General features: G+C 68.3%; 17 protein-coding genes and 1 pseudogene. 12 read left to right on the plus strand and 6 right to left on the minus strand.

Annotated elements, in window-relative coordinates; all coding sequences use genetic code 11:
* Window positions 1-31: 31 nt before the first annotated feature.
* Entirely contained in the window at window positions 32-3,160 is a 3,129-nt protein-coding gene (locus tag ACIBHX_RS23140; protein WP_397069269.1) for a BTAD domain-containing putative transcriptional regulator, read from the minus strand.
* Window positions 3,161-3,524: 364 nt separating this feature from the next.
* On the opposite strand from ACIBHX_RS23140, the gene ACIBHX_RS23145 reads away from it, so the two are divergent.
* From ACIBHX_RS23145 to ACIBHX_RS23170, 6 genes are all read left to right on the plus strand, one after another.
* The gene (locus ACIBHX_RS23145) at window positions 3,525-4,802 is read left to right on the plus strand and encodes a YcaO-like family protein (protein ID WP_397069270.1); all 1,278 of its coding nucleotides are present in this window, start codon (window positions 3,525-3,527) and stop codon (window positions 4,800-4,802) included.
* Complete coding sequence (locus tag ACIBHX_RS23150; RefSeq protein WP_397069271.1) at window positions 4,781-5,413, plus strand: TOMM precursor leader peptide-binding protein; 633 nt, start codon at window positions 4,781-4,783, stop codon at window positions 5,411-5,413. The genes ACIBHX_RS23145 and ACIBHX_RS23150 overlap by 22 nt, the downstream gene beginning before the upstream one ends.
* Entirely contained in the window at window positions 5,403-7,028 is a 1,626-nt protein-coding gene (locus ACIBHX_RS23155) for a nitroreductase family protein (protein WP_397069272.1), read from the plus strand. The genes ACIBHX_RS23150 and ACIBHX_RS23155 overlap by 11 nt, the downstream gene beginning before the upstream one ends.
* Window positions 7,019-7,687: a hypothetical protein gene (locus ACIBHX_RS23160; RefSeq protein ID WP_397069273.1), complete on the plus strand. Its 669-nt coding sequence runs from the start codon at window positions 7,019-7,021 to the stop codon at window positions 7,685-7,687. The genes ACIBHX_RS23155 and ACIBHX_RS23160 overlap by 10 nt, the downstream gene beginning before the upstream one ends.
* A 32-nt stretch (window positions 7,688-7,719) precedes the next feature.
* On the plus strand, window positions 7,720-9,429 hold the full coding sequence (locus tag ACIBHX_RS23165; protein WP_397069274.1) for an ABC transporter ATP-binding protein: 1,710 nt from the start codon (window positions 7,720-7,722) through the stop codon (window positions 9,427-9,429).
* A 400-nt stretch (window positions 9,430-9,829) separates the two neighbouring features.
* Complete coding sequence (locus tag ACIBHX_RS23170) at window positions 9,830-10,891, plus strand: integrase core domain-containing protein (RefSeq protein ID WP_397069275.1); 1,062 nt, start codon at window positions 9,830-9,832, stop codon at window positions 10,889-10,891.
* A 74-nt stretch (window positions 10,892-10,965) separates the two neighbouring features.
* Here the strand turns inward: ACIBHX_RS23170 and kstD are convergent, their stop codons facing one another.
* Together kstD and ACIBHX_RS23180 are read right to left on the minus strand one after the other, a co-directional pair.
* Window positions 10,966-12,744, minus strand: a complete 1,779-nt coding sequence (gene kstD / locus ACIBHX_RS23175; RefSeq protein ID WP_397069276.1) for a 3-oxosteroid 1-dehydrogenase — start codon at window positions 12,742-12,744, stop codon at window positions 10,966-10,968.
* A gap of 159 nt (window positions 12,745-12,903) precedes the next feature.
* Window positions 12,904-14,301 (minus strand): FAD-binding oxidoreductase, encoded by a 1,398-nt coding sequence (locus tag ACIBHX_RS23180; RefSeq protein ID WP_397069277.1) that lies wholly within the window; start codon window positions 14,299-14,301, stop codon window positions 12,904-12,906.
* 609 nt (window positions 14,302-14,910) lie between these two features.
* Here ACIBHX_RS23180 and ACIBHX_RS23185 point away from each other — a divergent pair.
* Entirely contained in the window at window positions 14,911-15,285 is a 375-nt protein-coding gene (locus tag ACIBHX_RS23185; RefSeq protein WP_397069278.1) for a hypothetical protein, read from the plus strand.
* Window positions 15,286-16,222: 937 nt separating this feature from the next.
* Here the strand turns inward: ACIBHX_RS23185 and ACIBHX_RS23190 are convergent.
* Window positions 16,223-16,792 (minus strand): ArsR/SmtB family transcription factor, encoded by a 570-nt coding sequence (locus ACIBHX_RS23190; RefSeq protein ID WP_397069279.1) that lies wholly within the window; start codon window positions 16,790-16,792, stop codon window positions 16,223-16,225.
* A gap of 137 nt (window positions 16,793-16,929) precedes the next feature.
* Between ACIBHX_RS23190 and ACIBHX_RS23195 the strand changes: the two genes are divergently transcribed.
* Complete coding sequence (locus tag ACIBHX_RS23195; RefSeq protein ID WP_397069281.1) at window positions 16,930-19,233, plus strand: M20/M25/M40 family metallo-hydrolase; 2,304 nt, start codon at window positions 16,930-16,932, stop codon at window positions 19,231-19,233.
* 33 nt (window positions 19,234-19,266) lie between these two features.
* Here ACIBHX_RS23195 and ACIBHX_RS23200 read toward each other — a convergent pair.
* Window positions 19,267-20,048, minus strand: a pseudogene (locus ACIBHX_RS23200) (transposase family protein).
* Between the two features lie 119 nt (window positions 20,049-20,167).
* Here ACIBHX_RS23200 and ACIBHX_RS23205 point away from each other — a divergent pair.
* Entirely contained in the window at window positions 20,168-21,253 is a 1,086-nt protein-coding gene (locus tag ACIBHX_RS23205; protein WP_397069571.1) for a GRAS family protein, read from the plus strand.
* 714 nt (window positions 21,254-21,967) lie between these two features.
* Here ACIBHX_RS23205 and ACIBHX_RS23210 read toward each other — a convergent pair.
* The gene (locus tag ACIBHX_RS23210; protein ID WP_397069282.1) at window positions 21,968-22,327 is read right to left on the minus strand and encodes a hypothetical protein; all 360 of its coding nucleotides are present in this window, start codon (window positions 22,325-22,327) and stop codon (window positions 21,968-21,970) included.
* 389 nt (window positions 22,328-22,716) lie between these two features.
* On the opposite strand from ACIBHX_RS23210, the gene ACIBHX_RS23215 reads away from it, so the two are divergent.
* From ACIBHX_RS23215 to ACIBHX_RS23225, 3 genes are all read left to right on the plus strand, one after another.
* Complete coding sequence (locus ACIBHX_RS23215; RefSeq protein WP_397069572.1) at window positions 22,717-23,283, plus strand: RICIN domain-containing protein; 567 nt, start codon at window positions 22,717-22,719, stop codon at window positions 23,281-23,283.
* A 240-nt stretch (window positions 23,284-23,523) separates the two neighbouring features.
* Window positions 23,524-23,712: a hypothetical protein gene (locus tag ACIBHX_RS23220; RefSeq protein WP_397069283.1), complete on the plus strand. Its 189-nt coding sequence runs from the start codon at window positions 23,524-23,526 to the stop codon at window positions 23,710-23,712.
* A 190-nt stretch (window positions 23,713-23,902) separates the two neighbouring features.
* On the plus strand, window positions 23,903-25,447 hold the full coding sequence (locus ACIBHX_RS23225) for a glycoside hydrolase domain-containing protein (RefSeq protein WP_397069284.1): 1,545 nt from the start codon (window positions 23,903-23,905) through the stop codon (window positions 25,445-25,447).
* The last annotated feature ends 14 nt before the right edge of the window (window positions 25,448-25,461 follow it).

Here is a 25,461-nt window from a genome sequence, read left to right on the forward strand (position 1 = left end):
CGATTGACGTCCGCGTTCGTGGGCGCGCGGGTCAGGCCGGCGGGGTCCTCGGGGTCCAGCGGGGGGAGTAGCCGGTGGCGTGGTGGATGGCCAGTGCACGGGCGGCGTACTGCAGGCCCTGGCGGTCGTCGCCCTTGGCGAAGCGGATGTCGGACAGGGCCATGAGGGCCTGGCTCTCGACGACGCGGTGCCCGGTGGCGGACATGAGGGTCAGTGCCTGCTCGGCGTGGATCAGCGCCTCGTCCTGTCTGGCCAGGTGGAGGTGGGCCGAGGCCAGGCCGACGAGCGCCTCCCCCTCGCCCCGCGGGTTGTCGGTCGCCCGCGAGATGGCCAGCGCCCGCTGGTGGTGATCCACGGCGGTGTCGGCGGCGCCGAGTTCGAGCCGCACACTCCCCAGGGTGTTCAAGACGTCCACCCTGGCCTGGCCTGCCTCGACATCCTGGATGGCCGAAAGGGCGCGTTCGGCCGTCTCGGCGGCTTGGTCGCAGTGGCCAGCCCGGTGGTGCACCCTGGCGAGGTTGACCAGGCACTTGGCCTCACCGTCGTGGACGCCCGCGCTGCCGCAGAGGGCGCGTGCGCGGGTGAAGGCGTCCGCGGAGCCGCCAAGGTCGCCGAGTTCGAGCTGGACACAGCCCATGTTGAGGAGGGGCACCACGTGCGCGTACTGGGAGCCGAACTCCTGCAACGCGGCAAGCGACTGCGCGCAGTACTTCAGGGCGTCGTGCAGCATCCCGCAGTCCCAGCACAAACCGCCCAGATTGCCGAGTATCCTCGCTTCTCCCTCGCGCCAGTCGATCACGCGGGCCAGTGTGAGGGCTTCGGTGAAATAGGTGATCGCCTGGCCGAGATCGCCCGACAGCGCGTGCCGGTTGCCGAGGTTGCATAGGGTGTTGGCCTCGCGTAGCCGCCATCCGTTGCCGCGGTTGATCTCCAGGGCCATGGTGTGGAAGCCGATAGCGGACTGGTGTCTGCCCAGGTCAGCATGGAGATGGGCCAGGCTTTCCGCCATGGCGCTCCTGGCCAGATGGTCGCCTTCCGCCTCGGCCGCCCGCAGGCCCGACTCGCCGACGGTCATCCAGTCGGCGTGATACTTGCGGAGCCAGAAGAACCCGCGGAGCACGTCGGCGAGATGCCAGGCCGCCCGGCGGTGGCCGTGCGACGCGGCGTGTTCGACGGCCGCGACCAGGTTATGCCGCTCGGCCTCCAGCCAGGCCAGGGCGTCTGCCGCGTCCTCGAACCGCAGATCGTCCGGAGAAGGCTCGGCCTGCTCGTAGGGGAGCTGGAGGAAGGGCAGCTTCAGGGGCTTGTCGGCCGCGTGGGCGGTCCGCAGGTACCACGCGAACAGCCTCGCCCGCGCCTCGCCGTGTCCTGCCTGATCCGACCTGGCGCGTTCGGCACAATAGACAGCCACCAGGTCGTGCATCCGGTAGCGCCCGCTCACGTACTCCTCAACCAGGCCGGCCGCGGCCAGTCGGCGCAGCGACCTCTCACTCTCGCCGACCGGCAGGCCCATGAGCGCCGCCGTGGCCTCGGCGGTGAAGCCCGCGCCCGGAAGGAGCGCGAGGTGGCGGAACGCGTGGGCCACCTCGGGCCTGAGCGCGGAGTAGGAGAGGTCGAAGGCCGTGCGCACCGTGCGCTGTTCATCGCCCTCGATCACCAGGGCGTCCAGCCTCCGACCCACGGCCATTCGCGCGGCCTGGTCGGCGATGCTCCGGCCAGGGTGGGCGTGGACGTTGGCGGCGGCGATTCTCAGCGCCAGCGGGAGGCCGCCGCAGAGGCGGGCCAGCTCGGCGGCCGCCTCGGGCTCGCCCTCGACGCGCTCCCCGCCGATGATTCTCCGCGTCAGTTCCAGGGCCTCGTCGAGGGGTAACGGGTCGAGGCTGAGCGGACGGGCGCCGTCGTGGGCGACCAGGCCCCGCAGCCGGGTGCGGCCCGTGACCAGCACCAGGCAGGTGGGCGCGCCCGGGATGAGCGGCCTGACCTGCTCGGCCGTGGCCGCGTTGTCGAGTAGGACAAGCATGCGCTTGCCCGCCATCAGGGATCGGTACAGGCCCGCGAGCTCGTCCAACTCGGCCGGGATCCGCCGTGGCTCGACGCCCATCGTGCGCACCAGCCGGCCTAGGGCCTCCCGCGGTGTCAGCGGTGCGCGCACAGGATCGAATCCATGCAGGTCCACGTAGAGCTGGCCATCGCTGAAGTGAGCGGCATACCGGTGGGCAAAACGCAGCGCCAGCGCGGTCTTGCCCACCCCCGCGATCCCCTCGACCAGGGCCAGGACCACAGTGTTCGGCGAGTCCTCGCCCATCTGGCACACCAGCGCCTCCAGAGCCGACATCGCCTGCTCACGGCCGGTGAAGTGCGCCACGTCGGCTGGTAGCTGGCGAGGGAGCATGGCCCCGCCTGCCGCGGGGGACAGCGGTGTGCGCTCCCCTTTGAGGATTCTCCGGTGCGTCTCCTGCAGTTCGCTTCCCGGCTCTATGCCCAGCTCGTCGATCAGCCGCCGACGAGTGTCGCGGAAGAGCGTCAGGGCGTCCGCTCGCCTGCCGCTCCGCTCCAGCAGGCTCATGAGCAGGCGTACGAGCTTCTCCCTGAGCGGATGGACGGCCACCAGCGCTGACAGGTCGGTGAGCAGTTCCTCAGGTCGCCCGGAGTCCAGGGCGATCTCCGCGCTCCTCTCGACCGCGGCGATCCTCTCCTCCTCCAAGGCGGCGCCGGCGGTACGGAGGAGCAGGCTGTCCGAGACGTCGGCCAGCGCGGGTCCCCGCCAGAGCAGCGAGGCCTCGGCCAGCAGGGGCCCGGCCGCGGCGGGCTCGCTGTGCCGCGCGCGCTCGACCAGGTCGCGAAAGTGGTAGAGGTCCACGCTCTCGGCTGCGGCGACAAGACGGTAACCTCCCGCCGACGTGATCAGGGTGACCTGCGGCAGAGCGGTGAGCATGCGGCGCAGCTTCGACAGATACCCCTGCACCGCGTTCCGCGCCGAGCCCGGGGGGTTCTCTCCCCATATCACCTGTATCAGCTGCTCGACGGACACGACCTTGCCGATGTCCAGCAGGAGCGCCGCCAGGACCGATCGTTGCTGGGCGGTGGCGGGCCCGAGCAGCCGCTCGTCCCGCCACACTCCCACGGGGCCCAGCAGCCGGAACGTCAGGCTGTCCTCCACCGCTCACCGCTCCAGGTCGGGATGGTCGACTCCTCGATGCGGAGTCTACCCACAGGAGTCGATCATGGCTCCTGTCCGTGCTTCAACGGGATTTCAGCGTCATTTCAGCGGCTTCGGCTCTACTGGTGCCTTCCCGATCAGAAGGAGCAGAGGTATGCAGTCATCGGAGCACCTGGATCTGTCCGTGGATGAGCCTGACCTGGCAACGCCCTGCGGCAACCTGGACCCCATCGGTTGTACCGCCGGCGGCTGCGGCGTCGCGTGCTGTGGTTCCGTGTCCGGCTGTCTCTGACACGACGGTTTCGGCGACTGGGCGGCGGGCTAAGCTCCGGCGTTCAGTCGCCCCGAAGCGGGGATATCACGCATGACGACTTTCACGGCACTCGACGATCTCGTCTCCCCCTATGGGGTCATTTCCGCCACGCTGGACACGACGACCGCCCAGGAGCCGGACCAGGTCCCCTTCGGCAAGGCGTCCATCGGCAGTGGAAACCCCGGCCTCGGCGCCCACAGGGATCGTCACGTGGCCGGCGGCGGTCGCGCGTGGGGCTCGCCGGAGAAGGCCCGGTTCCTGGCCATCGCAGAGAGCGCCGAACGCTACGCCGGCTCGGACCTCCTGGGCGAGCATCGCATCTGGGCGACCCCCGGGGAGCTGGCCGGTGACTGCCTGGAGTTCAGCCGCTTTCCCCGGTGCGCCGAGAGCGAGTACGCCCACCCCGCGTGCCCGGTCCGCAGGCCGGACCCGGGGGCGCCGATTCGCTGGGTGCGTGGCCTGGACCTGGCCAGCGGGCAGATGACCTGGGTTCCCGCCGCCATGGCCTGCTACGGCCTGCGCGACGCGGTCCCTGCAGAGGACTTCGTCTTCCGGATCTCCACGGGCTACGCCGTGCACACCGATCCCGTGGAGGCACTGGTCAGGGGCATCTGCGAAGTCGCCGAGCGGGACATGATCTCCGTGGTGTGGCTGCAGCGGCTTCCCCTGCCCGTGCTCGCGCCAGCCGACCACTCCGAAACGGTGCGCGCCCTCGTTGAGTTGAGACGACGCAGTTTCGTGGAGCCGTACCTGTTCGACGCGACGTCCGAGCTCGGCGTGCCCACCGTCTACTGCGTCCTCGCCGCCGACCACGACCCGCGTGCCCGCCGTACGGTCGGCGCGGGAACGGGACGAACCCTCGCCCAGGCGGCGGAGAGCGCCCTGTACGAGGCGGTGAGCATCCTGGGCCTGATCCGCGACAAGGAGCCCAACGACCCCACCGCGTTCACCTCTCTGGAGGACGGCGCCATCTACATGGGCGCCGCCGAGCGCGCATCCGCGTTCGACTTCCTCCTCGACCGTCCCGAGATGCCCGTCTCCTCCGGCCGCATGCCGCTACCCGACGACCCAGACCTGGCGCTGGCCGGGCTCGTGTCCACGTTGAGCAGGGAGGGCATGCGCACCGTGGCCGTGGACAGGACCACCCGCGAGCTCGCCGACGTCGGGCTGACCGCCGTGAGCGTGGTCATCCCTGATCTCCAGCCCATGTGCCCGAACCCGATGGCGCAGTTCAAGGCGCATCCCCGCCTGTACCGGGCGCCCGCGCGCATGGGATACCGCGTACTGGCCGAAGAGGAGCTGAACCCATGGCCCCAGCCGTTCCCGTGACGGATCCGCCGCGCCCTGCCCTGCTGGCCGCCGGACCGTTCGGCCGGTCAGTGACCGGCCTCCTCGCCGCGGAGTTCGATGGCGCGCGGACACTCGCGACCGCGGACGAACTCCGCGATACAGCCCCGCTCGTAGTCGCTCTGTGGCGACCGGCCGAGGCTCTGTGCCAACGCGTAGACGATCTCGCGCACGGCCGCGGGAGCGCGTGGCTGCCCGTCATCAGGGAGCAGGCCTCGATCCTGGTCGGGCCGTGGATGGGCCCCGGCACCGGCGCGTGCTTCCGCTGTTACCGCGACCGGCGCAGGCAGCACGACCGAGAGGGGAACAGCACGGACGCTTTGCACGCCGCCTACGACCGTGATGAGACGTGCGGTCCCGGCGGGTTCCTTCCCCAGCACGCGCGGGTGGCCGCGGGAGTGGCCGGCGCCCTGTTGCGCGACGGACCGTCGGCGGGGACCCGAGTGATCAAGATCTCGTTGAGCGGGCTCTCCGTCAGGAGCGACCGCCTCACTCCCTGCCACGGCTGCTCGCGCTGTGATGCCAGGATGCCGGAGCGCGACCTGCGGGTCCTGTTCCGGCTTACCGAGGAGGTGGTCGCCGATGGCCGCTGAGCCCACAATCCGGCCGGTACGGCTGTGCCTCGGCCTGGTCGTTGTCAGGGCAGGCGAGCAGCTCGTCGTCGAGGGCGCCCGGTACCGCCACGTGTTCCGCGGCGCGGCGGCCACCGAGGTGCTGCCCCGACTGCTGCCGCTGCTTGACGGCTCACACGACGACGGTGAGCTGTGCGAGCTCTCGGGACTGAGCCCGCCGCAACTGCGGCAGGTGCTCACGCTACTCGGGAACCGTGGGCTGCTGGACGAAGCCGAGACGCCCGCCGGCGGCGGGACGGCGTCGGAGGAGGTCGTCGCCTACCTCTCCCGTACCGTCGGGGCGAGGGGGGACTACTCGGGGTCCGGCCGGCTGCTCGGCGTCCTCGCCGGCGCCGCCGTGGCGCTCCACGGGGACGAACGAATAACCTCCAAGATCGCCCACGACCTGCTGGCCTGCGGTGTCGGCTCGGTGTCGGCCGATCCCCTGCCGCCGCACGCGTCCCCCACCCTCGCCGTCGTCGTGGACGGGGCTGACGACCCCACGACCTTCCGGCAGACGGTCGCGAGCTATGGCCCGCTCGATGTGCCGGTCCTCCGCGTCGCCGCGGACGCCGGCCACGTCGAGATCGGCCCTTGCTTCTTCCCCGGTGTCACCGCCTGCCCGGCCTGCCTGGCGCGAGGACGCGAGGAGATGGGCTGGGAGGCGCCGAGTGGTGTCGTTCCGGTCGAGGCGCTCGCCGGATGGGCCGCCGCGGAGGCGCTGGCCATCGCTGGCAGGCTCCCCGAACTGTCGAGCGTCCGTTCCGTGACCCGGGTCTCCCTCCAGGACTGGACGAGCGCGAAATACCTGGTCGTCCCCTATGCCGACTGCCGCGACTGCGGTCCCGCCGCCAACCTCGCGGATGCCTACGAGTGGGAGATGCGTCCCCCGCCCTTCTGCCTCATGCCCGACGACGACCGGCCGCCGGTCGAGATGGCGCCGCTGACGGACCTGATGACCCAGCGCCCCGGCTTCACCACGCACCCGCGGCTGGCGCTGCCGGAGGTGTCGGAACCGGTGGACGGCATCTTCTGCCACCCCGTCCCCGCGGACGGGACGCCCCTGGACGAGAAGCTGCTCGCCGACCTCCTGGCTCGGGTGGCGGGACTCCGCCGCGGGCCGTCCGCGGGCCGGCTCCAGCGATGGGTCCCGAGCGGGGGCAACCTCGCCTCGGTGGAGGCCTACGTGGTTGTCGAGGACGGCGTGGCGGGCCTGCCCGGGACGGTGTTCCGCTACAGCGATCTCACCCACGAGCTCATCGCCGTCAGACCGGAACGGGTTCGGCATTCTCGGATCCTGGAGGGCACAGGGCTGGCGGCGGGGAACTGGGCCGCCGTGCTCGTCCTGGTCGCCGCTCGAGGCCGGCTCGGCTCCAAGTACGGACAGTTCGCCTCGCGTCTGGCCCTTCTCGACGCGGGCTGTGCCACCACACAACTCGCCGCGGTGGCACAGGCGCGGGGGCTGGGTGTGGAGTTCGCCGCCCAGTGGGGCGAGCGGCTCGCCGAGGTGCTCCGCCTCGTAGCAGATGACCAGTTCGTCACCGCGGTCGCGGGGATCCGCCGGCCGCCCTCCGAAGGAGGTACAGCGTGCCCCTGATGCCCGACGGCGAACTGGGCGAGACCGTGACCGGTCTGCTTCGACGCCCGGTCGCCCTTCCCTTCGGCGGCGACGGCGCGGCGCACGACCGCGCGGCGCCTCCCCTGCCTGCCAACGCCGTTGCCCTAGAGGAGGTCCTCGCCGGGCGCCGGTCGGTCCGGGAGTTCGATGCCCGGCGTCCTGCCCTGGCGGATCTGCTCGGCGTGCTGGAGTTGGCTGAGACCTCCCAGCGCCGTCAGCGGCCCGCCGGTCTGGGCGGCGCCGCCGACCTCCGAACGGCGGTGGCCGCCTACGGGATCGACGGCTTGCCCGCCGGCCTGTACGTGCGCGACCATGCCTCCGGCGAGCTGCGCCGGGCGGGAGAGGCGCCCTGGCTCGAGGAGCTGCGGGACAGTTACGCGCACGCTCCCACGCTCGTCCTGATCTGCTGCCCCGCGGGGTGCTTCGGGGCCGACACGTACGGCCAGCTGCTGGTCCGGGCAGGCGCCCTCGGGTACGCCGTCTGGCTCGCGGCGCGCACCTATGGCCTCGACTGCTCGGTCTACGGCAAGGCGAACCGCCACCTCGCAGGAACGTTCATGCAGGACGGCATCGCGATGCGGCACCTGTTCACCATCGCGGTGGGCTACAGCACGCCGCAGCCCCCTCCGGCGCCCTGATGTCCCTGACCACCTGGGGCGTCACTTGGCACATGGCCAGGCGGTTCGCGCCGTTCCGCTGGCAGGTTTGCGGCTCGCTTGTGATGGTGCTCGTCCTGGTCGGGACAAGCATCGTCAGCCCGCTCCTCCTCCAGCGGGTCATCGACGACGCCCTGCCCCACCGGGACGGGCGGCTGCTCGCCCTGCTCTGCGTCTCGATGATCGGCGCCGGGCTGCTGGGCAGCGTCGTGACTGTCGCCGAGACGGCCCTGACCAACTGGATAGGCCAGCGCGTCGTCGCCAACTTGCGTGTCGAGGTCTACGACCGCGCGCGGACACAGCCGCTGCACTACTACACGGCCGAAAGTGAGTCGGAGATCCAGACACGGCTCGTGAGCGACATCGAGGGGGTCGACGGCTTCATCACGCACACCGCCCAAAGCGCGCTGGCCGCGACGACCAGCCTGGTGACCGCGCTGGTCGTCATGGTCATCCTGAGCTGGCCGCTCGCGCTGGTTTCGATGACGCTGGCGGTCCTGCTCAGCCTCCTCAACAACCGGTTCGCCCGGCGGCGGCGGGTGCTGGCGAAGCGGCGTCAGGAGCACCTGGCCACCGTTCTGCGGTTCGTGGCGGAGGACCTTTCCCTGGGAGGTGTCATCCTCGGGCGCACGCTGCGCCGTACTGGGAGGCAGCGGGCGCGCTTCGTCGAGGTCTGCGAACGCATCCAGGACACCACCTATCGCCAGCGGATCGCTGGCACGGTGGCCTACGCCGTCATCGGAGCCTCGTTCGCCTTGGTCTCCCCTGCCATCTACTGGGTCGGCGGCAGCATTGTACCCGGGCTGTCGGTTGGTGCCATCGTCGTCCTGGTCGTCCTTCAGACCCGGCTGGCCGGGCCGATCCAGAGCCTGCTCCAACTCAGCGGGAGCCTGCAGGCCTCGATCGCGATGTTCGAGCGCGTCCTGGAGTATCTCGGCCCCGCGCCTGCCTCCGACGCCCCCCGGTCCGCGCGCCCCTGCGGCATCGAGGGCGGAGTCGCCCTCAGGCTCCGCGGCGTCTCCCATTCCTTCGAGGGCTCAGGGCGCCCCGTCCTGTTGAAGGTGGATCTGGACATCCCCGCTGGGTCGGTCACCGTGGTCGTGGGCCCCACCGGCTCGGGCAAGAGCACCCTTGGGCTGATCATGGCCGGGCTGGTGTCGCCGGGCGAGGGCACGGTGGAGATCTCCGGATCCGGCTTCACCGACGCCGAGCGGCTCCGCGAGGTCGCGACCCTGATCCCGCAGCATCCCACCCTGTTCAACACCTCGATCATCGAGAACCTCCGGTTCGCACGCGATAACATCCCTCCCCACGAGCTGGACCAGGTGATCAGGCTCGCCTGCCTGGACGAGTTGGTCACCTCCTCGCTCGAGGGGTACGACACCCCGGTCGGGCAGGCGGGCCATCGGCTGTCCGGCGGAGAGCGCCAGCGGCTGGCCATCGCCAGGGCACTGCTCGCCGACAGCCCGCTCCTCGTCGCCGACGAGGTCACCAGTGCCCTCGACGGCGCCACCGCCGAGCGTGTCCACGAGGCGCTGAGGGAGCGCGGCCGCGGTCGCACGCTGGTCGTCATCGCGCACCGCATCCCTCGCCTCGCCCCCGGCGACTTCGTCGTGATGATGGACCACGGACGTGTCGTCGAACACGGCACCCACGCCAGCCTGAGCAAGCGCAGCGACGCCTATCGCGCCATCCTCGAAACTCAGTACCAGGCGTCCAGGTGATACCTGGCCCAGGCCGGACACGACTTCAACCGCCAAAACAGCAAGCGGGAAACTCGGTGGTGAGTGGCTTGGTCCTTCACGCACCATGACCCACGTGATCACAGTCCGCCGAGCAGGTGAGCGCGATGGGCCTGTCTTGAGGAACGTTCGCCTGCGCGCCCTAGAATCGGACGCGCAGGCCTGCGGCTCAACCTTGGACAGGGGCATGCACAGCCCGGAGAGGTTCCGGCGCGAACGGCTCCCCCAGCACTGGACGCCCAAGATGTCGAGATGGCCCGTGCGCGTATGACCTGAAAGGGCCAGAAGGCAACGCCGCAACCCTGTCCAGCTGATCGCCTATCGGTGTGCGGTGCCAAAACTCGTACACGGCATCTGACCTGGTTTTCTATGCTCAGCGCTTGTGTTTCTACGCCTCCTGTACCTGCTGATCGTCCGGTTGTTCGGCTGGTTGAGCCTCCTCGTGCGAAGCGATGCCTCCAAGGATGTCGAGATTTTGGTGCTGCGGCATGAGATCGCCGTCCTGCGTCGTCAGGTCGCCCGGCCGCGACCGGACTGGGCCGACCGGGCGCTGCTGGCAGCGCTGGCACGGCTGTTGCCCAAGCGGCTTCGGCTCCATCGGATCGTGACGCCGGGCACCTTGTCGGCCTGGCATCGCCGGCTGGTCACCAAGCACTGGAGTTATCCGAGCACGGTCGGGCGCCCGCCGGTCCCGGACGAACTGCGGGATCTGGTGCTCCGATTGGCCCGGGAGAACCCACGATGGGGGCACCGGCGCATCCAAGGTGAAGTGCTCGGCCTCGGGTATCGGATTGGTGAAGGCACAATCCGCCGGATCCTGGTCGCGGCCGGTCTAGGACCAGCGCCACGGCGGGCGTCACCGACCTGGCGGCAGTTCCTGACTTCTCAAGCCTCCGGCATCTTGGCGTGCGACTTCTTGCACGTCGACACTGTCTTCCTCAAGCGCTTGTACGTCTTGTTCGTCATGGAGATCAAGACGCGCCGCGTGCGCATTGTGGGCGTCACCTTCAACCCAAGCGGCGCCTGGGCCACTCAGCAAGCCCGGAACTTGTTGATGAAACTGGGTGAACGCGCCAGCATGTTCAGGTTTCTCATCCGAGACCGCGATGGCAAGTTCTCCCGATCGTTCGATGAGGTCTTCGCCGCCAGTGGTGTACGGATCATCAAGACGCCCGTCCGGTCGCCGCGGGCGAACGCGTTCGCGGAGCGGTTCGTGGGAACGCTACGCCGTGAGTGCCTCGACCACCTGATCATCTACGGTGAACGGCACCTGCGCACAGTCCTGGCCGAGTATGAACGCCACTTCAACGATCATCGCCCGCATCAAGGCCGCTCTCTTCATCCGCCGATGCACGACCTAGGCAAGGTGATCGACATGACCGCCCGGATCCGCCATCGAAGGACCGTCACCGGGTTGATCAGCGAGTGCCGCAGAGCTGCCTAACCACCCTGCGAACGCCCAGCTCAACCACGGTCTCAACCCTTTTGGCACCGCACACGGGTCCGCCGCCTGCCCGGTCAGGGGCCCGTCGAGTTCGCGATGTCGTCGGCGGCCACGTAGCCGAACGTCATCGCGGGCCCGAGCGTCGAGCCGGCGCCGGCGTAGCTGTTGCCCATGACCGCGCCGCTGGCGTTGCCCGCGGCGTACAGGCCGGGAATGACGGAGCCGTCGGCGCGGAGCACGCGCGCCCGCGCGTCCGTGCGCATCCCACCCTTCGTGCCCAGATCCCCAGGGACGATCTTGAACGCGTAGAACGGCGGCAGCCACAGCGGCGCGAGGCAGGAGTTGGGCTTGACGACGGGGTCCGTGTAGTAGTGGTCGTAGACGCTGTCGCCGCGATGGAAGTCCAGGTCCTTGCCCGTCAGCGCGAAGCCGTTGAAGCGGCTGACGGTCTGGCGCAGGTTCGCGGACGGCACGCCGATCTTCGTGGCCAGGTCCCCGATCGTCCACGCCTTGTGGACGGCTCCGGCGGCGTACCACTCGTCGGGGAACGGCAGCGTCGGGGCGATGTCCTTGAACAGGTAGCGGTTGCGGTAGTTCTGGTCGACGACCAGCCAGGACGGGATGTGCGGTCCCGTGGCGTTGCGGTCGTACATGACGTGCACGACGTCGCTGTACGGCGCGCCCTCGTTGACGAAGCGCACGCCGTCTCCGTTGACCAGGATGCAGCCGGGCAGGGTGCGTTCCGCCAGGCAGAAGTACGGCTCGCCGGGCAGCGGGATCGCCGGCCCCCACCAGGCGTCGTCCATCAGGTCCAGCGCGGCGCCCGCGCGGCGCCCTGCCCGGATGCCGTCGCCGGTGTTCTCCTGGGCGCCGACCGTCCAGTCCGTCCCGATAGGCTGCCGCTGGAACTCGGTGCGCATGGCGAGGTTGTGCTCGAAGCCGCCCGAGCCGACGATCACTCCGCGCGCGGCCCTGACCAGCACCTCGGCGCCGTTCTGCGACACGAGCGCGCCCGTGGCCCGGCCGCTGCCGTCGAACTGCAGGTCCACCAGCGGGGTGTTCAGCCACACGGGCACGCCGGCGGCGAGCAGCCCGGCGCGCAGGCCGCCGGCCAGCGCCTGGCCCATCGTCAGGGGGATCTCGCCGCGCAGCGCGGCGGCGGTGTACCTGGCCACGCACTCGGCGGACACGGCGGCGCCCTTGAGGTTGACCGCGGCGAGCGTGAGCCACCGGTAGTCGGCGCTGAACACGACCAGCCCGGCGGGCGTGGGGATATAGGAGGGGTTCAGCCGGGCCAGTTCCGCGCCGAGTACCCGGCCGTCCAGCTGGTCCGGCTCGATGGAGCGGCCGTTCGGCATGCCGCCGGGCAGCTCGGGATAGTAGTCGGAGTAGCCCTCCATCCACCGGAAGCGCAGCGGGCTGTTGCGCGTCACGAAGGAGATCATGGCGGGGCCGTGCGCGAGGAAGGCGGCCTGCCGGTCGGCCGGCACGGTGCCGCCCACGACGGCCGTCAGGTACGCGGCCGCCTTGGCGGGTGTGTCCGGCACTCCGGCGGCCAGGATCACCTCGTTGTTCGGGATCCAGATGCCCGCTCCCGACCGCGCCGCCGACCCGCCGAACGTGGGCGCCTTCTCGATCACCACGGTGCGGAGCCCGCGCTTGGCCGCCCTCAGCGCGGCCGTCATCCCGGCCGCGCCGGAGCCGATGACGACGACGTCGTAGTCGGCGACCGCCGCATGGGCGGGGACGCCGAGCACGCCGCCGGTGAGCACCGCTCCCGCGCCGACAACGGCGCCGCGTAAGACCTGGCGCCTGGTGTGCACGCGTGGCTGGGGGTTCTGGTCCGCGGGCATGGTGAATCCCTTCGACGTGAGGCTGACCTTTGACGGCACCTCGCGCCTGGCGCCCGTTACGGATCTATCCGAAGCATTCGCTTGCTTGGTTCAACTGTCAACAGAGCCGTCGCACTCAGCGCACCTCGCCGGTGCGAGCTACGTCAGCGAAGGCGACGGCTATCGCGGGCCAGGATCGTCGGCAGTAGCGGGCGGAACATTCTGGTTAAGCCGGAAAAGGTTGTCGGGATCCCAGGTTCGCTTGATTTGGGCGAGCCGCTGATAGTTGTCGCCATAGGCCCGGCGAACCCCCTCAGAACCCTCGTCGGCGAGGTGGTTGACCTCCACCCCGATGGCCCATGACCGTGTCTCGGCCCACAAGCGGTCAGCCCACTCGATGTGCCTCTGCGGGTTCTCGTCGTCCGCCGACCAGGCCGCCCCGACCTCCATGCAGTAGGACGCCTCCCGGTGCCGGAAGGCGGTGGCGTCGGCCGCGACTCGCGCCACCGCGCCACCCATCGGCAGCAGAAGCACACCGTTGTTCGGCGAACTCAGCCCGCCGCCGTGCTCGATCATTGCGGCGATGAGTTCCTCGTTTATCGCACCGCCAAGGTGAGAGCGCATGTGATAGGGCGTGGGCCGCCCCTGCGGGTCGAAGATGTGCTGAAGTATCTCGAACGTCGTTGGTTCGACCAGGTCGGCGAACGGTCTGCCGAACCCGCGCACCGGCGCGAGCTCGCCCTCCCCATCGGCGAGGGGCCCGACGTAACACATCGCCAGCGCGAGCACCGGCTTCCCATGCAATTCCTGAGGAACGAACGGCGCCGGCGGACCGGCGAGGATCGCCGGCGCCACATTGACCTCCTCGGGGGCGCTCTGGCCGTGCCCGGCGAGGAAGCGCAGCACGTCGGCGGCGTCCTCCAACCGGTGCAGGACCATCCCGCCGAGCAGCCGGTCGACCGGGTGCAGGCGCAGCGTGAACTCGAGAACGATCCCGAGATTGCCGCCGCCGCCCCGCAGGCCCCAGTAGAGGTCTTGATTCTCGTCGGCGCTCGCGCGGACGATCTTCCCCGAAGCGGTCAGGACGTCGGCCGCGACGAGGTTGTCGCAGGCGAGCCCGAAGACCCGCGCGAACCACCCGTTGCCCCCTCCGAGCGTCAGCCCAGCGACGCCCACATCGGCGACGTGCCCGCCGACCGGCGCGAGGCCGTGCTGTGCGGCAGCCGCGGTGAGCTCACCCCACCGCACACCAGGGCCGACGTTGGCCGTCCGCCGCTCTACGTCGACGACTATCTGCTTCATCGGGCCCAGGTCCAAGACCAAGCCGCCCTCCGTCGTCGAGAAGCCGGGGAAGCTGTGCCCGCCGCCGCGCACGGCGAGTTCGAGGCCGGTGTCACGTGCGACCACCAGTGCCGAGACGACATCATTTCGGGTTCGGCAGCATGCGATGGCAGCGGGTTTGCGGTCGATCAGTTGGTTCCAAACGCGGCGGGACGATTCGTAATCGGCGTCCTCAGGCCGGATCACTTCGCCGTCGAAGCCGTCAGCCAACGCGCGTAACGCGTTCTCAGGAGTCACGTTGCCTCCGATATTTCAGCACACAACGATGAATGGGTCGTATCACCTCCGACCAGGAAGTGCTACGCCTTGACATTGCCAACTTTCGGACGTCGTCCTCCAGCAACCGAAATCCCACCCATAAGCCGTCAAACGGCCGCGATGCCCCCCATGCTGGGTTCTCCCGCGCCATCCGCACAATCAGTGCCTTCGGATGGGAAGACCAGCAACAACAACACCTCGAGATGGTCGCAGCCCCAGCACTGATCCCGCAGGAAAACCCCAGCTCACAGCACAACGTGCGCGAGCTTGGGATGGGTGAGGTTTGCTGCCTTGGCGTCCGCGCGATGCAGTTCTGTCTGCGCACTATGGCGTCCAAGAGGTGCTGCGGTTGACTCCCCGCAGCCGTCGTGCAGTTCTCGCAGGTGTCTGGCCTGTTCGATGATCGGTACTTGGCTTTGTGCCTGGATGCATCGACTAAGTCGTCCTGGCGCTCACCGCCGAGACCCGCGGCTGAGGGCCGGGTACCGCGCCGAGCTCGCCACCTTGCACGAAACCTTGACATAGGCACACGAGGTGCCGGCCACCACGGGAGCCGAAATCGATTGACGCGGCTGTAAAAATTGAGCCGTGACGGAGATCGAACTGACCACTGGGTACGGGCGAAGCACTGTTCACCGTCATGGCGACGTCGTGGTGCGCGATTCGGGTCCGTGGACGCCTGCCGTACACGTCCTGCTCGGCCACCTCGAAGACGTGGGGTTCTCCGCAGCCCCTCGCGTGGTCGGGACCGGGTACGACGCCGACGGCAGGGAGATGCTGACCTACATCGAGGGCGGCTTCGCCCACCCTGGCGGCTGGTCTCTCGAGGGCGCGGCGGCCGTGGGCCGCATGTTCAGGGATCTGCACGACGCGGTCGGCACGTTCAAGCCGCCGACAGACGCCAGCTGGTTCCCGTGGCACGGCCGCGAGGTCGGCGACGGACGAAGGATCATCAGCCACTGATCGGCCGGCGGGTGCCGGGCCGTCCAGGACGCCGTCCGCCGTTGAAGGTCCATTTGCGTGCTACGAGGTTGCGATGCCAACGCAAGATCGTAGCCGGGGTGACCGGGAACACCTCCGCCCACGACCAATCGCGACAACGCCGCAAGCCAGAGCCGGTCGGTGTGACCCCACCGCGGCCAGTCACCGAGTCGACGGCGGAGCACCTGGTTTTCATGACGAAGCACCAGCAGCTCCACATCCTTTGACACATCAGCACCGCCAGCAGGCCGAACAAGCCCCCCACCAACCTGTAGACAAGCGACAACGCCACCTCGTGATGGTCGCAGCCGCCGCCCTGATCATGCGGCAAAACCCCAGCTCACAGCACGAAACCGTGAATTCGAGCGGGACAGGGGTCCGCCGCCGAAAGGCGAAGGCGAACCGCTGCTTGTGCGATGGAACGGGAACGTACGTCAAGCCTCTCCGGATGCCGGCGTTCAGATCTCACGGCTGACCTGCGAGAACGGGCTTAGCGTACGTTTTCGTTCCGCTGCACTTCGACCCCCGAATCGGCTTTGTCGCACTGACCACCATGACCTTAGGCAACGCCACGAGCTGCGCAAGCACACCGGGCTGGTTCCTGCCCCACTGGATGAGCGTGATCGGGCCGATCCTCCCACCGAACGCGTTCACCGCCACGGGACGTAGCCTTCAGCGTCGGCCTGACACGTCCTCTCGTCGTGCTACTCACGTGGGTGGCCGCAGGCTACCTGCTGATCGCGTTTGGCAGCCTGCCTCAACAGCACGCCACGGCGGCTACACCCCACTACGCCCGGAGGTCTTCTTCATGCTCGATCACCCACGGCCACGTGTCACCAAGATCTCGACCAAGTACAACTAGGCCTGAAGAAGCGGTCGTCGATGGCCTTGTGGGCGCCCAGGCTCCCGAGACCGGGCGTCAGGACGGCGGGTCCTCGGAGGCGGGCATCGTGAAGAATCTCAGGAACACCGGCCGCGCTCCCGGCGACGCGTCCTCCGGCGCGCGGCCGAATCTGGACAGCAGTTCCATGTACGCCTCGAAGAACTTGTCGAGTTCTTCCCGGGTCAGGTGAGTGAGCCCGCGGGACGCCTTCGCCCACTCCCCGTACCGCCGATGGTCTCTGAAGAAGCGCCGGGCGAGTTCCAGCTCCTGGTCGACCTTGAACTCGGTGATCTCGTCGAGGAGCTTCTGCGACTCCTCGTCCATCTCACCCGCCGAGGGCCACCTCAGGTCGGCGCTGATCTGCCGCCACCAGCGCTCCTTTCCGGTCGACCGCTCGGGGATCTCTTCGATGAACCCGTTGCGCTCAAGCTGGCGCAGGTGATAGCTGAGCGTCCCGGTGTTCTCACCGAGCGCCCGGCCGAGCGTGGTGGACGTGGCCGGGCCGTGGATGCCGAGATGCCGCAAGATCCGCTGTCGCAGCGGATGGCCGAGCGCCTTGTGCGCACCTGGATCACTGAGCTGCCGGATCGACGGTCTGTTCGCCACGCTGCGAGCCTACAACTCCTCGCCTGCATATTGCAGAAGTTTCGCTGCAGCATTTCTTCTGCAATACTCCGTCGCGGTGATCCCCGATGCCGCGACAAGGGGGACACGTAGGACACGAACCCGGGGAGTGACCGAGGATGACATCAGTAGCCGCGGACGAGCACGCATCGAGACGGCGCTCACTCGCTGCCGGACTTCTGGCCCTGGGCGTGCTCCTGCTGATCGCCGTCGGCGCGATCAGGGACACCACCCCCACCGCGGTGAGCCCGGCCGGCGCCCCCGATCGGGAATTCAGCGCGCAGCGGGCCTTCGCCCAGATCGAGCGCTTCGCCGTCAAACCCCACCCCGTCGGCACGGCCGAGCACACCCGGGTCCGCGACTACCTGGTCGGCGAGTTACGGCGGCTGGGCCTGCGGCCCGAGGTACAGGAGGCAGTGGGCGTCTCACCACTCGACGAGCAGGGCGACCCCGTCACCGCCGGGCGCGTCTTCAACATCGTCACCGTGATACCCGGGACCGCTCCCACGGGCCGGGTCTTCGTCACCGCTCACTACGACTCCGTCCCCGAGGGACCGGGTGCCAACGATGACGGGGCCGGCACGGCTAGCGCGATCGAGACGGCCAGGGCGCTGGTCGCGGACGGCACACGGTTGCGCAACGACATCGTGTTCCTCATCACCGACGCTGAGGAGGCCGGGCTCCTGGGTTCGGAGGCGTTCGTCAAAGACCACCCGCTCGCACAGGGGCGGAGCGTGGTGCTCAACAACGAGGCGCGCGGGGCCAAGGGGCCGGTGCTTATGTTCCGGAGCACGGAGTCGAACTCCGGCCTGATCTCGATGTTCGGATCGGCGGCGCCGATGCCCGTGGCCGACTCCGTGTACGCCGAGCTCATGAAACTGCTCAATAACGACACCGACTTCACCGCCTTCAAACCCGGCGGGATGGCCGTACTCGACTCCGCCTACGCCAACGCAGGGACCCTGTACCACAGCGTTCTCGACGACCCCGTGCACGTCGATCTCGCGGCACTGCAGCAGATGGGCGATAACACGCTGGCGCTCGTGCGCGCGTTCGGCGGCACCGACCTGGCGCGGCTGGCCACCGGGAACGACCTGGTCTACTTCAACGTCCCGCCCGGCCTGCTGGTCCGCTATCCGACCTGGGCGGCCTCCCTGCTGGGCGCCGTCGCCCTGCTGGCGGCACTGGCACTGATCTTCCTGGCCCGCCACCGGGGCGTGGTCACGTTGCGGCGCACGCTGCTCGGCACCGCGCTCGCCGTGGTCCCGATCGGATTCGGGGTGGGCGTCGGTGTCTTCGTCTGGGACCTGCTCAAGGTGATCCGGCCCGAACTCAGCGGAACCGCCACCACGACGCCGTATCGGCCGGAGCTGTTGTGGCTTGCCGTACTGATGCTCGCGGGCACGATCCTCATCGCGTGGTACGCGCTGCTGCGCCGTCGCGTTGGCCCCGCCGAACTGGCGCTGGGCATGCTGGCCTGGGCGGCCCTGATCGGTCTCGGACTCGGCATCGTGGCGCCCGGAGCGTCGCACCTTGCCGCATGGCCCGCTTTGGGGGCGGCGCTGGGTGGGTTGGCCGCGCTCTGCTGCCCGCCGCGGTCGCGCGTCCTCATTCTCGCTGCCGGTCTCGTGCCGGGCGCCCTGATCCTGCTGCCCAGCGCGTGGAACACCCTGCCGACAGGCCTGCAGTACGCGGGCTACGCCCCCATGCCCCTGATGATCCTGTTCGGCGGCCTCCTGCTGCCGCTGATCGAGGTGGTCTGGCCGCGCAGGCGTTCCCCGCTGATCCCGCTGACCGCGCTGGTCATCTCAATCACCCTGGTGGCGGCGGGCCTGCTGGTCGAGCCAATCGACAAGGAGCACCCGCGGCGAACCAGCCTGGCGTACGGCCTCGACGCGGACACCGGCAAAGCCGTCTGGCTGACCTCGAAGGCGCCTGACCGGTGGGCCCGCCGCTATGGCGGCGCCGACGCGACCGGCGTGCCGCTGGCGGACCTGTGGGGCGGCGGGTCCAAGCTCCTCAGCCCGGCGAAGGCCGCCCCGATGCCGGCGCCCTCACTGCGAGTGCTCGCGGACACGACCCGGCAGGGCATGCGAACCCTGCGCGTCCGGATCCACTCCGAGCGCGGAGCAACCATGATCGGCCTGCGGGTGGACGGGGACACCGCGATGGTGCGTTCGCTGACCGTCGAGGGGCGCTCCATAAAGGCCGATCCGGCGGGATTCGTCTTCCACGCCCCGGGACCGGTGGGAGTCGAGGCGTCGCTGACCATAAAGGCTCCCGGCGACAAGATCCGGCTGCGGGTCACCGACGTCAGCCGGAATCCCAGTGAGATGTCCGCACTTCCAGGCTTCATCACCCCACCGGGCTGGCTGTTCCTCGGCGACACCCAGATCTCCGTCACCAAGGCCTACGCCATGTGACGGCGCGGATAAGGTCTAGACACTGAGCCCTTTTCATCCTCTGGCGACTTCGTGGTTCTGCAGGACGGCGATGGACTTGCACAGGTGTCCGGCTTTGAGGGGGCAGCAGCGGAGCTTCCGCAGGATGCGCCAGGTCTTGAGCTGGGCATTCGCGCGCTCGCCCGGACCGCGAAGACGGGCATGTGATCGATTGGTTCGCTTCTGGGACTCGGGCTTGTTCCTGCCCTTGTACGGGGTGACCAGCGGCCCCTCCGCTCCCTGCAACCCTTGTCGGCCAGGGTGATGATCCCCGCGCTGTCCAGCACACGCAAGATGCCCCAGATCCGGGCGGCGCTCAGGTCGTGCGTCTTGCCCGGCAGAGATCCCGAGGTCCACAGGATCGTGCCGTCGGGTGAGGCTATGACCTGGACGTTCATCCCGTGCACGCGATGCTTGCCGGAGAAGTAGGGCCGGTCGGCCTTGATCCGGTCGGTGCGGATCAGCGTGCCGTCCAGCATCAGGTAATGCAGCCCGTCCCGCTGGGCCTTGCGCACTGCCTGCCCGAGCTTGGGTGAGCGCGCTGACAGCAGCATCACCGTCTCCTCCACATACCGCCACGCAGTCGCCGTGGACACGCCGAAACCGGCTCCGAACTCACCAAACGTCTCGCCCTTGCGCAGGTAGACCAGCACTAACAGAGCCTGCTGACCTGACCACGGTCGACAAGGCCAACACCAAGCAGGCGTACACGATCGCGCTGCGCGCTCTCGCCCGCGAGCTCGGTGCGCGGGTCCCGCTGACGGGCCTGGAGGGCGAGACCGGTGCCCGGCAGCCACGCCGACGTCATCGCGCGGATGCGTCCTCGTCCATTTCTGACCGCCAAGCGCATCCCAAGTTGTTTACAAGGGCATCGCGACATCCTCGATCATTACCGACGTCGAAGGAAGGCTTGAACGTGAATTCCCATGCATTCGACCTGCTGTGCCGTGCCGTGGAAGAGACGGACGCGGGCCGCGCCGAGACGGCGGAGCGCTGGCTGGAAAAGCTCCGCAGTGTGATCAACCCCGAGAAAGCAGGCGGCGACGACTTCCTCTATCTGCTCTATCACGACGCTTTGGCCGCCCGGCATGGAACGTGCCAAGACGAGCGGGACAATCTCTATCTCCGCAGCTTCGAGCGTCCGCAGATCCAGCTGTTCGACCTGGTGGCCGCACACCTGCCGATCGTAAATCTGGCAGGTCGCATTGGCGGCGCGCTCCTCGCCGGACACCTCGCCGGTCAGGACGAGGCCACCATGCTGTCGGTGGGGATCGGCTCAGGCGGCCAGGAGGCGGCGGTGCTGCGGACGCTCGCGGACCGCGATCAGGCACCCGGACGGCTGAGGGTCATCGGGGTGGACCCTGCAGCGGCCAGCCTCCGTCAGGCCGAACAAGCCATCCGCGACACCGGTGTCACGCTGGACTTCCACGGAGTGCCCCGACTCGCCGAACACATGACCGGCGAGGAGTGGGACCTGGTACGCCGTGCGCCACGTCCACTGGTCATGAACGCCGCGTTCGCGCTGCACCACCTCCGAGACAGTCCGTCCGGCGTGGACGAGCGGAACACGTTCTTCGAGAGATTGCGCGCGGCCGAACCGGACGTCGTGGTGCTATGCGAGCCGGACTCCGACCATCATCGGGTGGCGCTCCCCGAGCGGTTCCACAACTCGTGGGAGCACTTCCACACCGTCTTCCGGCTGATAGACGCGCTGGAGGTGACGGCCGCCGACCGCAACGCGATGAAGCTGTTCTTCCGCCGCGAGGTGGCCGACATCGTCGGCACAGCCGACGACAAAGAGCGCTACGAACGTCACGAGCCGACCGCCACCTGGCTCGCCCGGCTGCGTGAGGCCGGGTTCCACCCGATGCCGGTGCCCCCGTCTGCGGTGCCGGAAGCCGCTACTCCCGCCGCCATCCGTCAGGATCCGGACAGCGTGCGCATCGGATTCGAGGGCGAGTCACTCGTCGCCGTCCTGTACGCGGTGCCTGCGCGAACGTAGCCGGCGGCCGTGCGGTATTCCGGGCGGCCAACACCGCATCACGGTCGCCCAGGAACTCATTAGCAAGGCGCACACCGACCACCCCGGAATCGATCTCAGCCCCGGCAGCCCTTACCTGCCCCTCACCTCGCTCGACCCCGCCCGGGCCGCCCCCGACCTCCTCGACAACCTGCTCCACGGCACCCACACCTGCTGGCACCTCTACTATCACCACGCCGACCCCCAACGCCCCGCCCCCGCAAACGTCGAGAACTCACGGCAACAACTCCGCCGGGCATTCCTCACCGCGACCCGAGAAGAAGCAGCGACCCGACGCGAACGACTGCTGTAGCACCCAGAGAGCATGCCGGCTTCGGATACGGCGCCAGTGAAACAGCATGTCAGCACTGAGTTCCTCGGAGATCGCTCCCATGGCACAGCCCGCTCCAGGTACGCGGCGACGCGACCTGGAGCAGCCGGGCCACGCCCATAGCGGGCAATCTGCGCGCCGATTCGGATGCTCCAGGTATGAAGGCCATCTGCAAGCGGATCATCAGCACCACTCATATCGATTCGTGGGCACAGATCGCTGAGCAACGGCTGCTCGGTGGCTGCTCGTACGGGTTCGATCGGCCGTGAAACTCGAGCCTCTCCATCGAAGCTGGGTCCATGCAGCTGCGCCAAGGCTCAGTGACAGTTCGTCCCTCATCGTGCGGCTTTCGATGTCACACCGTGTCAGATCCTGACGGTGCGTTCCGGGGCGTACGAGCACGCACGGAGCACGGCGGCGCCCTGCGGGCGCACCATGGTCCCCCTACTTCTGCTGATCTGATCGGCGCCGCGTAGTGCCCCGAAACTCAAACACAGTGCTTGCCCTGCAGCGACAAAGCGGCACCAGTCCCGACAGTTGAGCTTCTGATCAAACCAGGTTGAGCGCTCGCTCAAATGATGGTGATCAGGATCGGGATAACACCAGCTCAACATCGGTGGACCAATTTTCGGCACCCACAGGCTCCACCACGCGCCGTCCCGGATCCAGTCGAAATCGTCGACCTCAAGGTACGCCGACGAGACCGGCTCGGCGGAGTCCTCCACGAATACCAACATGCCGCTTGAACTGCATGGACGGAATTTTCGGCAGGCGCAGGGTCATCGGCTGGCACGGACACCGGTGTTCGGAGTGTTCGGAGTGTACGGAATCGTACGGGATTCTGGCTGCCACCCAGCGCCGCCCGTAGGCTCGGCCGAGAAAAGGGAATCCGCTCTTGTCGCGACAGCAGCTAGATATTCGAGCAAGGGAAAAGGCTCTATCAGCCCCCCAACGGGCTCGGCAGCAGAATGTGCGCAGCTTTCCTCCTGTCAGATCCCAACACGGTTGAGCTTGAGCCACCGCCTGGATGACAATGCACGCCGCGACTGTGGGCGCTTGCACCCCCTAAGCCGGACTACACGCGGGACTCCCAATTTAAGAAATGCCGGAGAAAATGCCAAGACTGCGAAACCACCTGACCAGCACAGCCGCGAAGCCGCGTCCAGACACAACCGACTACCACAGCCTTGCAGCGAAGACCGGAACAAGCCCACGCCAGCGGGGATGGCGCCGATTGATTCTGCTCACCGCCTCGCTACTCGTTGGAGCCTTCGGGATCACCGCTCCGGCACACGCATCATCAGGCACCCCAATTGTGAGCTGGGGCGCGAAGGATAACAACTGTCTGGACGCGGGTGGTGGCTGGGTCAGCACCTGGCCCTGCAACGGCAACGCGAACCAGCGATTCACCTCTTACGCAGTGGGAACGGGCGGGGCCTGGGAGGCCCGCTCCGACAACGGTCTGTGCCTAGATGCCGGGACCAGTAGCGGCCTGGGATCATGCAACCCCTCCCGCCATTCGCAGTGGTTTATCGCCACTACGTACGGCAATGGCACCAGCAGCGTCGCGGTACATCCAGATGGAGCGCCGAATTTCTGTTGGGATGCCGGCTTCAGCCACCAGTGGCTACTCATCGCGCCCTGCAACGGAAACATTAACCAGCAATGGTACATGGGATAGGGTTAGCGGCCGGCGGGCTCCAGTCAAACTGGAGTAGCGGCGGGTCACGCTCGGCGACGTGCCGGGCGACCGCGTCGACGCCGGGGCGCACGTACCGCTCCAAGGACCGTACGGACGCACGACGCAGAGAACGGCACTTCGACCCCGATGCTGAGCGCGGAGTGCCGCAGCCAGTGCGGGGTCTGAGGAACATTGGAACCGGATCGTGCGCTAAGCGTTTGCAGTAATCGCGGAGTGTGGGTGGCGATCGTCATCATCGCGGGGGTGGTCGTCGGCCCCATCGGCGGCGGGCTGGCCTGGGCGGCCGGCACCGTGCCCCCCTTGCCTTGGCGGTCCTGGTCGGCGCGGGCGGCCTCGACGCGTCCCAACCCCCGCCACATCCCACACGATTCGGGCGGCCCCAGAACCCGGGTCTCACTGCCCGAATAGAAATCCCCGCCGGGCACTTCTTGCTCAACACCAGCCCGCCACCGATCTACACGTCACGGAGCTCAACTCCAGAGGTCCGCTGGGGTCCCTCCAGGCCCCTGAGCCGACGCGGTCGACCGGCGGACCTAGATCCGATCAGTAGGCAAGGCGATCACCTCCCCCAGCGCTGTTATGCATGGAGGCTTCCCCCGTGGACCCATCCGCCATTCCCACCTATGCCACCGTCACCCGCCGACGTTTCCTTTCCACAGCCGCAGGGGTGGCGGCAGGGGCTGTGACCCTGACCGCCCTCGAAAGCGTGACGGCTGGACCCGCTTTCGCAAGCTCGGCTATGGGGCTGGATTCCAACGAGGATCCTGACCCGGGCCAAATCGCCGCAGCCGGCTACACGTTCCTGTCCTACTACCTGACCGGGTCGGGGAGCATGACGGCAGCGAAGGTCGCCGCGTGCGCGGCCCACGGGGTCGCGGTCATCGCCAACTACGAGCATTACCAGAATCCCTTTACCCTCGCATCCCCAGGCGTTCCGGGCCGGACGGATGGGAGGTCACCCTTTGATGGAGGTCGATACGACGCCCAGTTGGCACTCGCGGCTGCCAACAACTGTGGCATCCCCGGAGACCGCCCTATCTACTTCAGCATCGACATCGACGTGCTGCCTTCCCAGTTCTCCGCCGCGGACGCTTACATGGACGGGGTCGCCTCGGTTCTTCCGCCCAGCCGGATCGGCGTCTACTCCAGTACCTGGTACATCGACCACCTGGCTGGCAACGGCAAAGCGACCTGGTTCTGGCAGTCGAAGTCGACCGGCTTTTCCGGCGGCGCGAACGGCACGCTGAACCCGCACACCAACATCTGGCAGCAGTCCAACCCGTTGTACGTCTACATCAGCGGCAAGACGTGCGACTGGAACTACGTGATCACCGGCGACTACGGCCAGTGGGGCACCGGTCCCAGCACCAAGCATGTGTACGCGCTAGCCCCCAGCGGGGTGGGGGTCTACCAGTGGAGCGGTTCAGGGCAGAACTGGACGCAGATCGGGGGGTCGGCAGGCGCTCTCTACGCGGGCGGTTCACAGCTGTTCGCGACCAATCCCACCAGCGGCGACATCTACCACTACAACGGCGTGCCCAACAACTGGTCACGCATCGGCGGCCCCGGCTACACCTTCGCCGCCGCCGGCAACACCTTGTTCGGCATGGCTCCGAACAGGAGCGCGGTGTACCAGTGGACCGGCGGCTCCAACTGGACCCAGATCGGCGGACCGGCAGGCACACTCTATGCCGGCGGCGCCGGGCTGTTCGCCACAAACCCCACCACTCGCGACATCTACCGCTACAACGGCGTGCCCAACAACTGGTCGCGCATCGGCGGCCCTGGCTTTGTCTTCGCCGTCACAAACAACACGATCTACGGCCTGTCCCCGCAGCAGAGCGCCGTCTTCGCCTGGACGGGCGGCTCTACCTGGACCCAAATCGGGGGGCCCGCCAGCTACCTGTATGGCGGAGGCCAGGGCTTGCTGGCCATCAACCCCTCCACCAGCGACGTGTACCACTACAACGGCACGCCCAACAACTGGTCGCGCATCGGCGGCCCTGGTTACTCCTTCGCCTCCACCGACAACGTCACCATCGCAGTGTCCCCCAACCAGGACGGCGTATTCGCGTGGTCTGGCTCCGGCACCGCGTGGTCGCAGATCGGCGGTCCCGCCGACGAACTCGTAACTGGCTCCTGACCCCATCGGAGTGC

It is taken from the genome of Nonomuraea sp. NPDC050536 (genome assembly GCF_044457685.1).
Classification (GTDB): domain Bacteria; phylum Actinomycetota; class Actinomycetes; order Streptosporangiales; family Streptosporangiaceae; genus Nonomuraea.

Bases quoted from the DNA above. Each gene is read 5' to 3' on its own strand.
- ACIBHX_RS23145 (WP_397069270.1), top strand. From the start codon at position 3,525: ATGACGACTTTCACGGCACTCGACGATCTCGTCTCCCCCTATGGGGTC.
- ACIBHX_RS23150 (WP_397069271.1), top strand. From the start codon at position 4,781: ATGGCCCCAGCCGTTCCCGTGACGGATCCGCCGCGCCCTGCCCTGCTG.
- ACIBHX_RS23155 (WP_397069272.1), top strand. From the start codon at position 5,403: ATGGCCGCTGAGCCCACAATCCGGCCGGTACGGCTGTGCCTCGGCCTG.
- ACIBHX_RS23165 (WP_397069274.1), top strand. From the start codon at position 7,720: ATGGCCAGGCGGTTCGCGCCGTTCCGCTGGCAGGTTTGCGGCTCGCTT.
- kstD (WP_397069276.1), bottom strand. From the start codon at position 12,744: ATGCCCGCGGACCAGAACCCCCAGCCACGCGTGCACACCAGGCGCCAG.
- ACIBHX_RS23195 (WP_397069281.1), top strand. From the start codon at position 16,930: ATGACATCAGTAGCCGCGGACGAGCACGCATCGAGACGGCGCTCACTC.
- ACIBHX_RS23215 (WP_397069572.1), top strand. From the start codon at position 22,717: ATGCCAAGACTGCGAAACCACCTGACCAGCACAGCCGCGAAGCCGCGT.